12 protein-coding genes are annotated in these 16,255 nt (G+C 63.2%); 4 read left to right on the forward strand and 8 right to left on the reverse strand.

Annotated features, from left to right (window positions below):
- The first annotated feature begins 1 nt into the window (after position 1).
- Positions 2 to 1,195 (forward strand): vWA domain-containing protein, encoded by a 1,194-nt coding sequence (locus DFT_RS02085; protein ID WP_054029578.1) that lies wholly within the window; start codon positions 2 to 4, stop codon positions 1,193 to 1,195.
- Positions 1,196 to 1,550: 355 nt separating this feature from the next.
- Here the strand turns inward: DFT_RS02085 and recD2 are convergent, their stop codons facing one another.
- The 7 genes from recD2 to DFT_RS02120 form a co-directional block, all read right to left on the reverse strand.
- Complete coding sequence (gene recD2 / locus DFT_RS02090) at positions 1,551 to 4,052, reverse strand: SF1B family DNA helicase RecD2 (RefSeq protein WP_054029579.1); 2,502 nt, start codon at positions 4,050 to 4,052, stop codon at positions 1,551 to 1,553.
- Between the two features lie 161 nt (positions 4,053 to 4,213).
- The gene (locus DFT_RS02095; protein ID WP_054029580.1) at positions 4,214 to 4,546 is read right to left on the reverse strand and encodes an STAS domain-containing protein; all 333 of its coding nucleotides are present in this window, start codon (positions 4,544 to 4,546) and stop codon (positions 4,214 to 4,216) included.
- The gene (locus tag DFT_RS02100) at positions 4,536 to 5,741 is read right to left on the reverse strand and encodes an MFS transporter (RefSeq protein WP_054029581.1); all 1,206 of its coding nucleotides are present in this window, start codon (positions 5,739 to 5,741) and stop codon (positions 4,536 to 4,538) included. The genes DFT_RS02095 and DFT_RS02100 overlap by 11 nt, the downstream gene beginning before the upstream one ends.
- Entirely contained in the window at positions 5,738 to 7,162 is a 1,425-nt protein-coding gene (locus tag DFT_RS26665; RefSeq protein WP_083453266.1) for an FAD binding domain-containing protein, read from the reverse strand. The genes DFT_RS02100 and DFT_RS26665 overlap by 4 nt, the downstream gene beginning before the upstream one ends.
- Positions 7,152 to 9,464, reverse strand: coding sequence for a xanthine dehydrogenase family protein molybdopterin-binding subunit (locus tag DFT_RS02110; RefSeq protein ID WP_054029582.1), 2,313 nt, complete (start codon positions 9,462 to 9,464; stop codon positions 7,152 to 7,154). The genes DFT_RS26665 and DFT_RS02110 overlap by 11 nt, the downstream gene beginning before the upstream one ends.
- The gene (gene hisC, locus DFT_RS02115) at positions 9,454 to 10,590 is read right to left on the reverse strand and encodes a histidinol-phosphate transaminase (RefSeq protein ID WP_235506154.1); all 1,137 of its coding nucleotides are present in this window, start codon (positions 10,588 to 10,590) and stop codon (positions 9,454 to 9,456) included. The genes DFT_RS02110 and hisC overlap by 11 nt, the downstream gene beginning before the upstream one ends.
- Positions 10,587 to 11,909 (reverse strand): ATP-binding protein, encoded by a 1,323-nt coding sequence (locus DFT_RS02120; protein WP_152971830.1) that lies wholly within the window; start codon positions 11,907 to 11,909, stop codon positions 10,587 to 10,589. The genes hisC and DFT_RS02120 overlap by 4 nt, the downstream gene beginning before the upstream one ends.
- A 259-nt stretch (positions 11,910 to 12,168) precedes the next feature.
- On the opposite strand from DFT_RS02120, the gene DFT_RS02125 reads away from it, so the two are divergent.
- Genes DFT_RS02125 through DFT_RS02135 form a run of 3 tightly spaced genes read left to right on the forward strand, consistent with a single transcriptional unit; the run spans position 12,169 to position 14,958 of the window.
- Positions 12,169 to 13,665: a benzoate-CoA ligase family protein gene (locus DFT_RS02125; RefSeq protein ID WP_054029584.1), complete on the forward strand. Its 1,497-nt coding sequence runs from the start codon at positions 12,169 to 12,171 to the stop codon at positions 13,663 to 13,665.
- Between the two features lie 20 nt (positions 13,666 to 13,685).
- Positions 13,686 to 13,919 (forward strand): phosphopantetheine-binding protein, encoded by a 234-nt coding sequence (locus tag DFT_RS02130; protein ID WP_054030056.1) that lies wholly within the window; start codon positions 13,686 to 13,688, stop codon positions 13,917 to 13,919.
- Position 13,920: 1 nt separating this feature from the next.
- Positions 13,921 to 14,958, forward strand: coding sequence for a hypothetical protein (locus tag DFT_RS02135; protein ID WP_054029585.1), 1,038 nt, complete (start codon positions 13,921 to 13,923; stop codon positions 14,956 to 14,958).
- Positions 14,959 to 15,027: 69 nt separating this feature from the next.
- Here the strand turns inward: DFT_RS02135 and DFT_RS02140 are convergent, their stop codons facing one another.
- Positions 15,028 to 16,236 (reverse strand): thiolase family protein, encoded by a 1,209-nt coding sequence (locus DFT_RS02140; RefSeq protein ID WP_054029586.1) that lies wholly within the window; start codon positions 16,234 to 16,236, stop codon positions 15,028 to 15,030.
- Positions 16,237 to 16,255 lie beyond the last annotated feature (19 nt).

Here is a 16,255-nt window from a genome sequence, read left to right on the forward strand (position 1 = left end):
GATGTTCATCGACTTCTTCTATCAGCTCAAGGACCACGGCGTACCGGTCTCGCCGACCGCTTTTCTGACCCTGCAAAAGGCGTTGGGCAAGGGGCTGGTGAACTCCCTGGAAGATTTCTACACCGTGTCGCGCGCCATCCTGGTGAAAAGCGAGCGCTATTTCGATCTGTACGACCAGGTGTTCGCCCACTACTTCGAGGGGGTGGCCCTGCCTGACCGGGAGGGGTTGGAACTCGACGCGCTGGCCCGCTCGCTGCTCGAACAGTGGCTGCAGCACCCCAAGGAGCTGGCCGACGCCATGGGCATGGACGAAGCCGAATTGCAGAAGCTCACCCCCGAGGAGCTAATCGAATATTTCAAGGAGCGGCTCAAGGAACAGACCGAACGCCACGATGGGGGCAATCGCTGGATCGGCACGGGCGGCACCTCGCCGGTGGGCCACTCCGGCTTTCATCCCGGCGGCATGCGCGTGGGCGGTGTGTCGCGCAATAAATCAGCCGTCAAGGTGGCCATGGAGCGGCGCTACAAGGACTACTCCCTGGAAGGCCCGCTGACGCCCTCCATGATGGGGGAAGCGCTCAAACGGCTGCGCCACCTGGTGCCCTCCGGCCCCAAGGACCAGGTGAACGTCGACAAGACCATATACCAGACCATGAAAAACGCCGGCGAGATCGAGATCGTCTTCGACAGCAGCCTCAAGGACCGTCTCAAGGTGATCCTGGCCATCGACAACGGCGGCTGGTCCATGGACCCCTACATCCCGCTCGTGCAGACGCTCTTCGATTACGCCCGGGCCCAGTTCAAGGAACTCAAGACCTGCTTCTTCCACAATACCATTTACGACACCCTGTGGGAGGACCCGGCACGCTACAAGAAGCCGCTCAAGGTCGACGACCTGGTGCGGCGCGATCCCGACACCCGCTTCATCTTCGTGGGCGATGCCAGCATGGCGCCCTACGAACTCATGGCCCAGGACGGCTCGATCTACATCACCAACCGCAGCGGCCGGCCCAGCATCGAATGCCTGCAATTTCTCGCCAAGACCTTCCGCCACTCGGTCTGGCTCAACCCCGTGCGCCGGGTCCGCTGGCCCTACACCCGCACCATCAACCTCATCGCCCAGATCTTCCCCATGTTCGAACTGACCATCGACGGGCTGGAGAAGGCGGTGGGACATTTGATGGCGCGCACCTAGTCCACCTGAATTTCCACCCAGCAATTCTGCCTGAATGCGATTCCCCTTGACGGGTGCGCCCCTCAAAAGTTTTTCTATACAAAAAATGCGCATCGCAAGGGATATGGCAGGCGTGGATGGGGCAGGTGGCCAGGGCCACGTGAGCCTGCGGTCTTAGAGCCAGTTGAATGCAAACGGCGGACAAGCGGTCCAGACTGTTTGAGCGCAGCGAGTTTCTGGGCCGCCCGCCGTGCATGTTACTGGCTCTTGACCGCTTGGCGTGTGGCATCGGCCACCTGTTCCATCCACGCCGGGTCTAATGAATAGCGTTCAGTTAGAATCACTGATTTCCACCCAAACCTTATAGCCGCGGGTTTTATGCCCGCCCGTTCGCTTCCAGCAACTCCCGCAGCGCCGTCTGCCGTCGGCTGGTGTCTTCGTTTTTTACGGCCATGGCAAGGGCCTTGCGGGTGCCGACCAGGACTGCCAGTTTGCGGGCGCGGGTGAGACCGGTGTAAATCAGGTTCCGGAAGAGCATCTTGAAGTGCTGGGTGAGCACGGGGATGATGACCGCTTCGAACTCGCTGCCCTGGGACTTGTGGATGGTGATGGCGTAGGCCAGGTCCAGTTCCACGATGTCGTCGCGCTGGTAGAAGACGCGGCGGTCGTCCTGGGCAAAATGGACGATACAGGTGAGGGCTTCGTTGTCGATGCGCGCGATGGAGCCGATGTCGCCGTTGAACACGCCCAGGTCGTAATTGTTGCGGCGATGGATCACCCGGTCGCCTTCGCGGAAGATTCGTTCGCCCACCTTCAGCTGGCGCTTTCCGGGTGCTTCGGGGTTGGCCGCCGCCTGGATCAGGGCGTTGAGCGACAGGGTGCCCAGGCTGCCGCGGGTCATGGGCGACAGGATCTGGATTTCACGGCCGGCACCGAAATATTTGGGGATCCATTCGAGATAGAGCTTCTGAACCACATCCACAGCAGACAATCCATAGTGCAGGGATGACCAGGGATGGACCTTTTTGACCACGGCCAGCAGTTCCTCGATGCGGCTGCCGGCGGCATAGAGTCGTTCCGGGTCCACATGGCGGAACTTTTCGGGGATGGTCAATTCGGTCTCGTAGGGCACGATCGGTTCGTCGATGCGGAATTCATAAGGGCTCGTGGCAGGCGACGCGTCGGTGCCCGGCGCCATGCTTTTAAAATCGAAAAAGCGTTTCACCTTGGCGATGAACGATAGTTGCTCCCGGGTGGCCTCGTCGGAATCGAAAAAGAGGCAGTCCTCGCCGCTGTGCCAGATCTCCGGACGTTTGAAGGGCGAATCGATGCGGGGCAGGTCCCCCCGGTTGATCTGGTGGGCATAGCGGATGATCAGCGATTGCTCGGCCTGGCGGAAGACCTGGGTCAGGCGGAAGCAGGGCACCCGGCCCGAGGCGATGATGTCCCGGAGCACGTTGCCGGCGCCAACGGACGGCAACTGGTCCACGTCGCCGATGAACAGGACCTGGCCATGCTCGGGTACGGCCTTGAGCAGGGACGCGGTCAGGCTGATGTCGAGCATCGAGCACTCGTCCACGATCAGGAAATCGGTGTCGAGCGGCTTTTGCTCGTCGCGTTTGAAGCGGTCGAGCTGCCATTCGAGCAGACGGTGGATCGTCCGGGCTTCTCGGCCGATCACATCGCTCATGCGCTGGGCGGCCCGGCCCGTGGGTGCGGCCAGCAGCACCCGGCGGCCCATGGCTTCGATCAGCTTGACCAGCACGCGGGTGGTGGTTGTCTTGCCCACCCCCGGCCCGCCGGTCAATACCGCGAAGCCCTGGCGCACACAGCCCTCGACAGCCGCGGCCTGGTCCCGGCTCAGGGTCATGCCGGCGGTCCGGCAATAGCGGTCGATCCAGGCCGCCACCCGGTCGGCATCCACGGGAACGGACCCCAGCATGGCGCCGATCCGGCGGGCCACGTACCCTTCGTCGTAGTACAAAGAGCGGGCGTAATAGCAGGCCTCGGCCGTTCCATGCCCGGTGGCTATGCGGCGCATCATCACCAGCCCCTCGGCCGTCATCTGGTCGAGCAGGTCCGGGAGACGCTCGGCCAGCGCCAGGCCGAGCAGTTCGTCGACGTGCTCGTTGATTTGTGCTGCGGTCAGGTAGCAGTGGCCGAACTGCCGGCCGGCGGCCAGTACGTGCTTGATGCCGGCCATGATGCGCTGGGGACTGTCCGGCGCCAGGCCGATACTCAGGGCCACCTTGTCGGCAGAGAAGAAGCCGATGCCGTAAAAGTCGGCGGCCAGCCGGTAGGGGTCCTCGCTCACCATGGCCACGGCCTGGTCGCCATAGGCCTTGTAGATGCGCACGGCGAACAGGGTGCTGATGCCGTGGGACTGGAGAAACATCATCACCTCCCGGATGGCGCGGTGTTCCAACCATGCCGCGCGGATCATCTCCAGTTTTTTTCGGGCAATACCCGGCACCTCGGTCAGCCTCTCGATATCCTCCTCGAAGACCGCCAGGGTCTGCTCCTTGAAGTGGCGCACGATTTTGCGGGCCGTCTTGGGGCCGACCCCTTTGATCAGGCCCGAGCCGAGATACTTTTCCAGGGCCGCCGCGCTGGCCGGCTTCTGCTCGATGGCCGTGGCCGCCTGAAATTGGCGGCCGTGCCGGGGATGCATGGTCCATGCGCCGTGGAAAGTCATGGTGGCGCCGGCATACACCCGGGTCTGGTGGACGATGACCGTTTCCTGCTCATGGGGTTGGTCGAAGGGAGAGACCCGCAGCACCGACCAGCCGTTGTCCGGATTGTGGTAGGTGACCCGGTCCACGATCCCGCGCAGGGTTTCGGTGATGATGCCGGTATGCTGGTGGCGCGCTGGCCGCATGGGTTCCGTCCTGGTGGCGATGAGGGCAAGGCTGCCCGTAAGCCTGAGGGGCATGCCTGACGGGCAAGCATGATGGGCAAGCCAAGAGCGCAACGCTATAGCGCAAGATAGATGAAAAAGGGCCGGGGCGTCAATGGCATTACAACCATCGCCGCGCTCGATCAGAACGCTTCGAGCGCCGCCTCCGGTGTATCGAAGTACTTGAAGAGGGAGAAGAATCCCGAGATCTGAAATACCTTTTTGACCGAACCCCCGGCCGCGGCCAGTCGGATCTCCCCGCCATCGGCCTTCAATGCCTTGGCCGCGGCGAGGACCACGCGCAGCCCCGCACTGCTGACATACGCCAATCCGGAAAGATCGAAGACCCATTTCTTCTCATTTCGTTTGAGGGCTTCCCGGGCCTGCTCCTCGAACGCCGGGGCGGTATGGGTGTCCAGGCGTCCTCGAAGGGAGGCCACCAGCGTATCGGCTTGCACTCGAAAGTCAACTTCCATTGTTTTTCTCCTTTCTCGTCCATATGAGCACTACGGCCAGCAGGCTGAGCACCGCGCAGCAATGATAGAGCGAGGCATATCCCCAGCGGTCCAACAGAGGCGCGCCGATCAGGGGGCCCAGGAAGAAGCCCGCCTGGAACATCTGCAGGCCGAGGTTGATATTGAAGGCACGGAAACGGGGTTTGGACACATCGAAGATCAACCCGTTGAAGACCGGCATGGCCACGCCCCACCCCAATCCGAAGATCAGACCCAGGGCAAAAAAGAGCCACTCGCCGGGAACATGGGCCAGCGCGGCATAAGCCAGGCCCAGCGCCGCCAGGGCCGCGGCCGCCAGCCGCCGTTTGTCCATGCGGTCGAAGAGCGTTCCGGCGGCGACGCGGATACCGATTTCACCCGCAGTGGAGAGGGTCAGGAAAACTCCCGCACAGGCGATCCGAATCGATTGTCCATAGCCATCCAAAAAGAAAAAGACCATGGCGTGCCCGCAGTAGAGCAGCAGCATGGCGGCCAGAATGCGCAACACCCGCGCATCTTTTAAATTGGCCATGATTTCCCGGCCGGTCAGGGCGGAGGCTGTATCATCCCCCGACGGCATGGGCTCGCGTCCGGAGACGAACACGACCAGCGGGAACACCAACAGGGTCAGCAAGGCGAACATCAACAGGATGCGGTTGAAGCCACCCAGGTGCGCGTCCAGAAACGGCAGCAGCGGGGGAATCAGGGTGTAGGGCAGCAGGGTCACCACGGCCAGGTATCCGAAGAACTGGGCGCTTTTGGCCTTGGGGATGACGCCCACCACAGCGGTCATCAGGGCCGTTCCGAGCACCGCAAAGGCGGTCCCGTGAAAGAGGCGCACCAGCAGCATGCTCCAGAATCCGGCCGCGATCGTGTAGGCGGCCAGGGCGGCGACGGCCAGAGCGGTGCCGATGAAGAGCAACAGCCGCGTGTTGCCGGCGTGGGAAAAGGGACTGACCAGCGGGCGTACCACCAGGGATGCGGCTGCCATGGCGCCGATCAGGATGCCGTAATCGGCCGGCGATACGGGCAGAGCCCGCAGATGGTCCACGAAACCGAAAAAGACGGCCACGTTGGCATAGGCCAGGAAAGCCGCGGCCATCAAGGCCAGGAACTTGCGGGACGTGAGCAGGCCGGCGCCGGATGAGCCCATCGCCAATGCAGGGGCGTCGCTCATGAAGCTTGCTCCACCGTGTCTGCCGTCGCCTGGCGCGTTGGACGGTCGTCCGCGAGCCGCAGCAGCAGATTGCCGGCGACCCGGCGGCGGTAATCGGCGCCGGCGCGGACATCGCTGATCGGGGAAAGGTGTCGGCTGACCAGGGGCCGCAACGCGTCCAGGGTCTTCTGGTCGAGCCGACCTCCGCACAGGGCCGCTTCGACCTCCGGCAGGCGCACGACCGTGGGGCCGACGCTGCCCCACGCCAGGCGGGCGCGGTCGATGCCGCCGGTGTCGTCGAACGTGACGACCGCCGCCAGGCTGGCCACGGCGCAGGCCATGGCTTGTCGCAGTCCCACTTTTTCAAAGTGCTGACGCGCATCCGCCGCCGGCTTGGGAATGATCACCGCGGAGATGATTTCGCCGGGCATCAGTGCGGTCTGTCCGGGCCCGGTGATAAGCGACGCGATGGGCAGATGACGGGTGCCTTCGGCCGATTGAACGGTCACCGTGGCGTCGAGTACATGCAGGGGCGGCAGGGTGTCTCCGGCCGGCGAGGCCGTGGCCAGGTTGCCGCCGATGGTGCCCACGTGCCGGATATGGGGCGATCCCAAGGTTCGAAGTGCCTGCTTCAATACCGGAAAGTGTCGGGAGACGAGGGGATCGGCCAGCAGCGCCTCATGGGTTGTGGCGGCGCCGATCCGGACGGTATCGGGGGTTTCGGCGATGCCGCGCAGCGCGTCGATGCGCTCCAGGCCGATCAGGGCCGGTGAGTCGATCTTTCCATTCCGGCGCCATACCAGCAGGTCGGTGCCGCCAGCGAAGACCCGCGCCTGGGGATATTGAGCGAGCAGGGGCCACAGATCCTCCAATGTGCGGGGCATCCATACCGGGCTGCCCGCGGTCGTCCCTCCGGGCCGGCCGGCGTTTCGGAGGCCGTTTGGCGGCGGATCCGGCGCCGGCTCCTGGCGGGAACACGGCATGGGCGGGGTGTTCCCGGCATCCATGACGGCCGACACGATCTTCTGATATCCCGTGCAACGGCACAGGTTGCCACTGACGGCCTCGATGACCTCATCGTGGCGCGGTTCGGGGTGACGCGCCAGCAGATCCACCGCCGTGAGCACCATGCCGGGCGTGCAGAAGCCGCACTGCACGGCCCCGTGTCGCACAAAGGCGGCCTGGACCGGGTGCAGATGCTCTCCGGGGGCCAGACCTTCGATGGTGGTGATCTTGCGGCCTTCCAGTTGGGGGACCAGCATCAGGCAGGAGAGCCGGCTGCGGCCGTCCACCAGAATCGTGCAGGCCCCGCACTCGCCGGTGCCGCACCCCTCCTTGGTGCCGGTCAGGCCCAGGTCCTCCCGGAGCAGATCCACGGCCCGGCGGTCGGCGGGTGCGTCCAGGCAAATCGGTTTTCCGTTCAATTCGAATTCAATCTTCATGGCTGCCGCTTTCCGAAAGGGCCGTGAGAATGCGTTCCGCGGTCAGGGGGAAGCGGAACAGCCGCCGGCCGCAGGCATCGCTCACGGCATTGGCGATGGCCGGCGCGGGCGCATCGATGCCGATTTCGCCGGCCCCCTTCATCCCGAAGGGGCCGCTCTGTTCGGCCGTCTGCACGGCGATGGTTTCCATGGCCGGCATGTCCGCCGCCGTGGGCAGGATGTAGGTGGCCAGGTCGTTGGTCTGCAGCCGGCCCTGGCGGGCAATGACATCTTCGAACAGGGCATATCCCACGCCCTGGGCCACGGCGCCTTCCTGCTGGCCTTCGAAGAGGCGGGGGTTGACGATCCGGCCGCAATCGCTCACCGTGAGATAGTCGATCACCGCCACCTGCCCGGTCAATCGGTCCACCTCCACCCGGGCCAGGTGGACGGCATAGGAGAAGATGGCGTGCGGAAATCCGTGCAGCCGCAGGTTGGCATCGTCGGTCCCCTTTTCCCTGGACACCGGGGCCCGGTAATGATGGGTCGCGAAGCGTTCGGCGGCATTGAGCGCCCGGCCGAGCATGGCCAGGGGCAGCTCTTTCCCGGACGGAAGATGACGCACGGCGCCGGGGATCAGGGTCAGTTCGGATGGATCGGCGATCATCAAAAAGTCGGCGGATCGGGCCAACAGCCGCTTTCTCAGGGCCTCGGCGGCCGGTATCAGGGCGTTGCCGAAGGTGTAGGTGGTTCGGCTGGCCGTCGCCGAGCCGCTGGGAAAGGTGCGGTCCGTGTCGGGCAGCACCAGGACGAAGTTTTCAGACGGCTGGGAGAGAATGTCGCCGGCCATCTGCTGGTAGGTGGCCACATTGCCCTGGCCCATGTCGACCACCCCCGCCAGGATGCGGAAGCGGCCGTCGCCCATCAACTCGATGCCGGCCGTGGCTGCATCGGGCACCACGGGGCCGTACCCCATGCCGTGGGACACGCAGGCGATGCCCGTGCCCCGCAGGCAATGCGGCCCGGCCGCGGCCCGCCATTCATGGCGCGATTGCCAGAGCCGATGCTGCTCGACGGTCTGCAGGCAGGTCGACAGGCCGATGGTGCCCTGGCGCGTCACGCCCGCCGGGCAGCGGTCGCCGCGCACCAGGGCGTTTTTCACGCGCAAGGCCAGCGGACAGGTCCCCAGTTTTCGTGCCAGCATGTCCATCATCGATTCCATGGCAGCGGCCACCTGCGGCACGCCGAAGCCGCGGAAGGCGCCGGAGATCGGATTGTTGGTGTAGATTGCCCAGGCCTGGAGATCCGTGTGGGGAATCCGGTAGGGGCCGCCGGCATGTTCGAGGCCCAGGGCCGCCACGACCCCGCCCAGGTGATCATACGGTCCGGTATCGAAATAGATGCGCGCCGAAAGCGCCTGCAGCACGCCGTCGCTGGATGCGCCGAGCCGGTAATAGAGCCGGGCCGGATGCCGCTTGACCCCGGCCAGGAAACTCTCCTCCCGGCGCCACCACATCTTGACCGGACGTCCCGGGCAGCGCAGGGCGGCCAGAACCAGCAGGCTCTGCACGTTGATGCCGTCCTTGCCGCCGAAGGCGCCGCCGCAATAGGGCGCTATGATGCGGATGCGATCCATCTCCAGCCCCAGGGCTTCGGCCACTTCCAGGCGGTCTCGAAACGGGGTCTGGGTGGATACGGTGATCTCGATCCGCCCGTCATCGCCGGCCAAAGCCCATCCGTTTTCGGTTTCCAGAAACGCGTGCGCCTGGCGGGGCACCTCGAAACATCCTTCCACGACCGAATCGCAGGCCGCCAGGGCGCTGTCGCCGTCGCCCGTGCAGATCCGGGCCGAGAACAAAGCATTGCCCTGGGCATGGTCCGGATGAATGATCGGCGCATCGGCCGCCAGGGCCGCTTCGGGATCGAAAACCGCCTCGAGCGGTTCCAGATCGAGGTTAATTCGATCCAGGGCCTCGGCCAGGGCGGCCGGGTTGTCGGCCACCACCAGGGCCACCGGGTCCCCGCAATGGCGCACCCGTTCGTCGGCCAGTACCGGCTGGTCCTTGCGGACCACCCCCTGGCGGTTGGTGCCGCCCACATCCGCTGCGGTCAATACGGCCTGCACGCCGGGCACCTCCAGCGCCGCCTGGGTCGCGATGCCGCGGATGCGCGCATGGGGGACTCCGGCACGCTTCACGCCGGCCCACATAAAGCCGGGTGCGTATCCGTCCACGGCGTATTTTTCCGTGCCGGTCACCTTGGTCAGGGCATCGGGCCGAATCATCGCCTCGCCGACCTGAAATACCCGCCTCTTATCGGTCATGATTCAACATCTCCGCCAATGCTTCCACCAGGGCGTGCATGGCATCGGGCAGACCCACGGTGACGCGGATCCAGTTGGGAAATCGGAACCCGGCCATGCTGCGCACCATCACCCCATGGGTCATCAGTTTGCGATAGGCCAGGGTATCGCTCATGGGCAGACGGACCATGAGAAAGTTCCCCTCGCCCGAGACATGGGTCAGGCCCAGATAGTCCAGTTCCCGGGTCAACATGGCCTTGGCGTCGCGGACCAGCGCCCGGGTGGCCAGGATGTGCTCGTGGTCGTCGAGCGCCTTCAGCGCCGCCTCCTGGGCCAGGCCGTTGACCGAATAGACCACGCAGGTGCGCCGGATGATATCCACCACGTCGCGGTCGCCGGCCAGATACCCGATGCGCAGCCCGGCCAGGGCGTACATTTTGGAAAAGGTCCGGAAGACCACCAGGTTGGGATATTCGGCGATGAGACCCAGGCCGTCCGGGAAATCCGGCTGCTCCACGAATTCGCAGTAGGCCTCGTCCACCACCACGATCTGGCGGCCGGCCACGCGGTCGAGAAACCGGCGCAGCCGTTCCTCGCTCCAGTAGGTGCCCGTGGGGTTGTTGGGATTGCAGACGAACAGGATCTTGGTGCGTTCGTCGATGCGCGCCAACATGCCCGCGTCGTCGTAGGCGAAACCCTTCAACGGCACCAGTCGGGCCTCGAAGCCGGAAAAAGTGGCCACCCACTCGTACACCGCAAAGGTCTTGTCTGCGGTGACGATGTTGTCCCCTTCCTGGCAAAAAGCTTTGATCACGAAGGCGATCACCTCGTTGGCGCCGTTACCCACGAGGAACTGGTCCGGGTGCAGGCCGAACCTGTCGGCCAGTTTGCAGCGTAGATGGTAGGCGTCGCCGCTGGGATAGACAGAGGCTCGGGGCGGCGGATAGGTTTCGATGATCCTGCGGGCGGCCGGCGGCGGGCCCAGGGGGTTCTCGTTGTTGTTCAGGCGCAGGAGCCGGCTGCAGCCGGCCATTTTCATCAGCACATCGTCGGGTTTGCTGGGGATGTAGGCCTCGAAGCACTTGATGTGGTCCGGGACCAGCCGGTCGATGGCCATTTTATCCATGCAGGCGTCGTTCATTGTCATGCGTCGGTTCTCAACTGGAATATCAACAGGTCCGCCGAACCGGCATGAGGCAGAATCATGCGGGGAAAAAATCCCAGGGCGATCAGTCCGGGAGTGAAACCCGCCTGCCAGGGTTGCCCCAGATCCATCTCGAACAAGATCGTCGCCATGGCTTCCCGGCGCAGCAGTTCCACATGGGCGGCCATATTCTTCGCCTTGTCCTCACCGGGCCAGATCGGCCGCAAGGTGGCGACGGCGAGGCGCCGGTCGATTTCGGCGCTGAGGACCGAGAACGGTTCATCGGCCTCGCCGTCCGAACCGGCTGTCTGGATATCCCGTGGGAACACGAGGCGCCGATATTCGCTTTGCAGAAAACCGACCACAACGGGATGGGCCCACACCACTTCCCCCGTCTCCTCGACCATCATTCTGAACCGGGCGCGGGCCGGACTGCTGACATCACCTGAGATGTCGTTCTGTTTTGGCTCCAGCGCTTCCAGGTACCCTTCGGGAAGATCGGGCGTGGGCATGCGGTTGATCAGGGCCAGCGCCGACGTCCGCGCCACATGCCCGATACACCTGTCCATGAGGTCGCGGGCCATTTGCGGGTCGCCGTGTTCCTGAAAAATATAGGGGCCGAAAAGTTCGACGGTCTTGCGCCCTTCCCATCGCCAGGCGATCCCGCCGCCCAGTTCGCCGGCAGGACCCTTGGCGGTTACAATCTGGTAGTCTCCGCCAGCCGCCATATCCACCACCTTGCCTGGATAGCGAAAATCCAATGGGAAAAGGGCATCCGGATAGCATTGGGTTACCAGGCGAAGGAACCATTTGACATGGGCCGCATCCGCGGCCTGCAAGGTGTACTGGCTCAACTTTCCGGGCGTCGGCGACTGAGTGTCCCTTTTGATCTCCGGATACGGCAACTCTTTGACCAGGGTGAGCACCAGGTGTTGGCCGGCCGACCGGGTGATGTGGAACCGGTCGGTCATGCGCGAGGCGATCAGCAGCCCCATCTGATCGAGGCCGGCGTCATCCTCGGCATTCACCGTTGCGGTCATGTTGAAGGCATGCAGCTGCAACTGCCGCACCGGCAGAGATATCTTCGTCTCGATGAAACAGCTTCCGGCCGAACAGCGGATGTCGACATCCTGCTCGGATTGGGCCATCCGGGCAAGATAGGCGATGATCTCTTCGGTGGCCAGGGAGAGCGCATCGGCGCCATCCTCATCGAGCCCCAGACCCTGGGCCGCCTGGTTCACGAATGCGGCCGAAAGGGGAATGAACGCCTCGGCGACCGGCATTTTCATCACAATCGATCGGTTTTCTTTTTTTGGCGTCATGGTGTCCATTGCCATGTTATCGGTTGGAAGGCCCGCGAAGTTTACTTCAAAAATGACCCAAGGACGCTAAAAATAGCGCACCGGTTAAAGATTTCCCGGTCAAAGCCAATAAGATAGTGTCCACCCGCATCACCCGCAGCCCGATGGTCTTGCGGTCGGTCATCCGGCAACGATTAAGGAAACCGGTAGCATCGGCGGGCGGTCTCGACATCCGGATCACCCATTTGATATGTCTTTAGCAAGAGGTTGGAGGTTCACCATGATCGAAAACGCGGCCGTCGCATTACTCGCGCCCAACCTGGAGCGACACCCGGACAAGATCGCCTATTTCTGTGGCGCGCAATCGATCACCTACCGCGAGCTGGATTCGGCGTGCCGCCGATTCGCGTTTGGGTTGCAGCAGCGCGGCATCCACCCCGGCGAACGGGTCTTGATCGTCTTGCCGGATGTGCCGGCTTTTCCCATCGCCTTTTTAGGATCCATCATGGCCGGCGTGGTGGCCATCGCTGCCGGAACGACCCTCTCGGAGGCTGATGTGGCCTACATCCTGAAGGACAGTGGCGCCCGTCTGCTGATCACCCATCCGGCGCTGTCCGCGCCGCGAGCCGCCGCCAGCGGCAAGGTGGATGAGATCCTCTGCGAACCCGAGGGCGGCCTGGCCGCATCCGGATCCGAGCCGGCGGCCGATTGGCAGCCTTACGCGCCCGCGGCCGAGGATTTCGCCTTCATGCTCTACAGCTCCGGTTCCACGGGTCAGCCCAAAGGCATTCCCCACCGTCACCCGGACCTGATGGCGCCGTCCCGCCGGGTGGGCGAGGAGATATTGGGCCTCCGCGCCCAGGACGTGATCTTTTCGGCCAGCAAATTGTCTTTCGCGTATGGATTGATCAACAGCCTGGTCTATCCGCTGTTTTTCGGCGCATCGGCCGTTCTTCACCCGGGAAAGCCCGATCCGGCCGAGATTCTGAGGATTATCGAACAGCATCGGCCGACGGTCTTTTTTTCGGTTCCCACCATCTACATGCAATTGATCCTCTCGTGCGGGGCCGATCAGATGAAGTTCCCCATGCGGCTCTGCTGTTCGGCCGGCGAGGCCTTGCCGGAATCCATTTTCGAAGAGTGGCGACGGCTCACCGGCCTGGAGCTGATCGATGGGATCGGTTCCACCGAGGCGTGCTGTATCTATATTTGCAATCGACCCGGACGGGCGCGGCCCGGATCGACCGGGCAGATCGTCCCCGGCTTCAGCATCCGTATCGTGGACGACGATCTCAACGATGTGCCGCCGGGCGTGGAAGGGCATCTGTTGATCAAGGGGGACACCCTGGCCCCCTTTTATTGGAACCGGCCCGAAAAGAGCGCGGCGACCATGTTGCCGGACGGTTATGTGCGCACCGGAGATGTTTTCGTGGAGCAGGACGGGTATTATTACTACCGCGGCCGCAGCGACGACATGATCAAGGCCGGCGGGCAATGGATTTCGCCGGTACGTGTGGAGGATGCGCTGCACAGGCATCCGGCCGTAGCCGAATGCGGCGTCGCCGCGATATCGGTCGGCGGACTGGCCAAGCCGGGCGCTTTCGTATTGCTCGCACCCGGTGTGCGGCCAGGGGCCGGATTGACCCGCGAACTGCGCGATCACATGCTCGATCTGCTCCCGGAGTATATGTGCCCGGCGCGCTTCATTTTTGTCGAAGATCTGCCGCGCACGGCTACGGGAAAGGTGAAACGATTCGAACTCAGAAAAGCAATCTAATGGAAAGGACGACATTTGCCATGGTTACGGTTGAGGAATTGAAACGGATCATGTGCCATGCCGGCGTCGAGCGATCCATCGTCGACGCGATGGACCCGGCCAAACCCCTCTTGTTGCAGGGCATGGATTCCATCGATTATCCGGTATTCGCATTGGCCGTGGAAGAGAAGTTCCGGGTGCGGATATCGGACCGCGATGCCCTGCAATTAAAGACACTCGACGATTTCAAGCGCTTTATCGAAGGGAACCGGTGATATGGACAGACCAGAGGCCCTTGAATGGCTGGCCGATGAGCGTCACGAGATTCCGGCAGGACAGGAATTCAAAGCCGGCCTTTTCGAACCGGCCGATGCGCCGGGTATTGCGCGGCTGTTTTACGCCGTTTATGGCGACGGCTATCCCATCGACACCTTCTACATCCCCGATCGCCTGATCGCGCAGCATCGCACGGGCGAGTTGCACAGTGCCGTGGCCCGCGCACCGCGCGGCGACATCGTGGCCCATGCCGCTCTCTTTCGCAGTTCGGCGCCCAACCCCCATCTCTACGAATCCGGCCTGGGATTGACGCTGCCGGCCTATCGCACCACCATGGCCTTTTACCGGGCCTATCAACTCACCATGAAACTGGTCGGCCGAGATGGCGTCGATGGGATTTTCGGTGAAGCGGTGTGCAACCACACCACTACGCAGAAACTGTCCAAAACCAGCCGGTGCATCGAGACCGGGCTGGAGCCTGCCCTGATGCCCGCCGAGGCGTATGAGACCGAACAGAGCGCCCAGGGCCGCGTCGGGTGTATGCTTTTTGCCCGGGTGGTCAATGACGATCGCAAGGTGCTCTATGTGCCTGAGGGGTATCGAGAGCAGCTGGCTTTTATGTTAGATGGATTGAACCTGGACCGCGAACTGCTGCCCTCGCACCTCGGCCTTCCGGGCGACGACGGCGCCATTCAGGTGACCCGCTTCGATTTTGCCCAGGTGGCCCGCTGCATCGTCGCCGCGCCGGGACGCGGACTCTCCGCTCGGTTCAGGGATCTGGAAGAAGAGATGCGGCGGTTCAATTTTGCGCTGATCCAAGTCTACGTGGATTTGGGCCAGCCCTGGGCGGGTGCGATGGTCGCCCTGCTGCGGGAGTTGGGGTATCGCCTGGGAGGATTTTTACCGATCTGGTTCGGCAGTGACGGGTTGTTGATGCAGAAGCATTTCGTGGATCCCGATCTGGACGGTCTCGAGATTCTCTCCGACCGGGGCCGTCGTTTGGTCGAGATGATCCGCGAGGATATGCAAAGGGGTTAAAAAAAGGCCCTCCCCAGAAGGAGAGGGCCTGAGAACAACGGTGTTTCAACACAGAAGACGTACAGAAACTTATCGCTGCAGGTTCTCGATCACGGTGGCCACGCCCAGCCCGCCGCCGCAGCAGGAGCTGAAGAAACCGTAACGACCCTTGCGGCGGATCAACTCGCGCATGGCGAACATGCAGACGCGGGCGCCCGATGCTCCGTTGGGGTGGCCGAAGGCGATGGCGCCGCCCAGGGGGTTCCATTTGTCCATATCGACCTTGTCGCCGGTCTGCTTTTCCAGTTCCTTGATGACCGCCAGGTTCTGGACGGCAAAGGCCTCGTTGCACTCCATGATGTCCATCTGGGAGAGTTTCAAGCCGGCGCGTTTCAGGGCCAGGGGAATCGCGTAGGCCGGTCCGATACCCATGATCTTGGGATCCACGCCGTAGTCGCCGCCGGCCAGCCATTTGGCCATGGGGGTGTAGCCCAGCTCTTTGGCCTTTTCGGCGGTCATCATCAGCACCATGGCGCCACCGTCGTTGCGGCCCGAGGCGTTGCCCGCAGTCACGGTGCCGTCCTTGGTGAAAGCCGGGGGCAATTTGGCCAGGCCTTCCAGGGTGGTGTCGGGACGGCAGTGTTCGTCGACTTTGAAGACGACTTCCGGGGTCTTGCGCGTGGCGGGGAAGACGACCGGCACGATCTCTTCGTCAAACCAGCCGGACTCCATGGCTTTCTTGGCGCGCATCTGGCTGTTGTAGGCGAATTGATCCGACGCTTCGCGGGAAATATTGTACATCTTCTGCAGGTTCTCGGCGGTCAGCCCCATGCCGATGGCTTCTTCTTTCACCGGTGACAGGGTGGTGTTCAAAGGCATGGGCGGAATCAGCTTGTAGGGAGGGGTCGACATGGAAAACTTCACCGGGATCTGGCTGTAGGCCTCGCTGCCGCCGGCGATGACGATGTCGGCGTGGCCGCAGAGAATTTTCCAGGCCGAATGGTTGATCGAATCGATGGCCGAACCGCACTGCATCTCCACGTAGGAGGCCGAGGTTTCATAGGGCAGGCCCGCATCCAGTGACGCCCAGCGGGCCGGGTTGACGGCCACCGAGCAATGGGCGGCGATGCCCATTATCACGCAATCCACCTTGGCTTTTTCCATGATCTTGGTTTTTTCCAGCAGTCCCTTGATGGCGATGCTGGCCAGTTTCGAGGCCGGGATGTCGCGCAGCGTCCCGCCCATACGTCCGAACGCGGTGCGAACCGCATCCACAAATACGACTTCTCTTTCTGCCATGTTTTTCTCCTTTTAATCG

It is taken from the genome of Desulfatitalea tepidiphila (assembly GCF_001293685.1).
GTDB classification, from domain to species: domain Bacteria; phylum Desulfobacterota; class Desulfobacteria; order Desulfobacterales; family Desulfosarcinaceae; genus Desulfatitalea; species Desulfatitalea tepidiphila.

Coding starts and splice junctions, on each gene's coding strand:
- DFT_RS02085 (WP_054029578.1), top strand. CDS start 2: ATGTTCATCGACTTCTTCTATCAGCTCAAGGACCACGGCGTACCGGTC.
- recD2 (WP_054029579.1), bottom strand. CDS start 4,052: ATGCGGCCAGCGCGCCACCAGCATACCGGCATCATCACCGAAACCCTG.
- DFT_RS02095 (WP_054029580.1), bottom strand. CDS start 4,546: ATGGAAGTTGACTTTCGAGTGCAAGCCGATACGCTGGTGGCCTCCCTT.
- DFT_RS02100 (WP_054029581.1), bottom strand. CDS start 5,741: ATGAGCGACGCCCCTGCATTGGCGATGGGCTCATCCGGCGCCGGCCTG.
- DFT_RS26665 (WP_083453266.1), bottom strand. CDS start 7,162: ATGAAGATTGAATTCGAATTGAACGGAAAACCGATTTGCCTGGACGCA.
- DFT_RS02110 (WP_054029582.1), bottom strand. CDS start 9,464: ATGACCGATAAGAGGCGGGTATTTCAGGTCGGCGAGGCGATGATTCGG.
- hisC (WP_235506154.1), bottom strand. CDS start 10,590: ATGACAATGAACGACGCCTGCATGGATAAAATGGCCATCGACCGGCTG.
- DFT_RS02120 (WP_152971830.1), bottom strand. CDS start 11,909: ATGACGCCAAAAAAAGAAAACCGATCGATTGTGATGAAAATGCCGGTC.
- DFT_RS02125 (WP_054029584.1), top strand. CDS start 12,169: ATGATCGAAAACGCGGCCGTCGCATTACTCGCGCCCAACCTGGAGCGA.
- DFT_RS02130 (WP_054030056.1), top strand. CDS start 13,686: ATGGTTACGGTTGAGGAATTGAAACGGATCATGTGCCATGCCGGCGTC.
- DFT_RS02135 (WP_054029585.1), top strand. CDS start 13,921: ATGGACAGACCAGAGGCCCTTGAATGGCTGGCCGATGAGCGTCACGAG.
- DFT_RS02140 (WP_054029586.1), bottom strand. CDS start 16,236: ATGGCAGAAAGAGAAGTCGTATTTGTGGATGCGGTTCGCACCGCGTTC.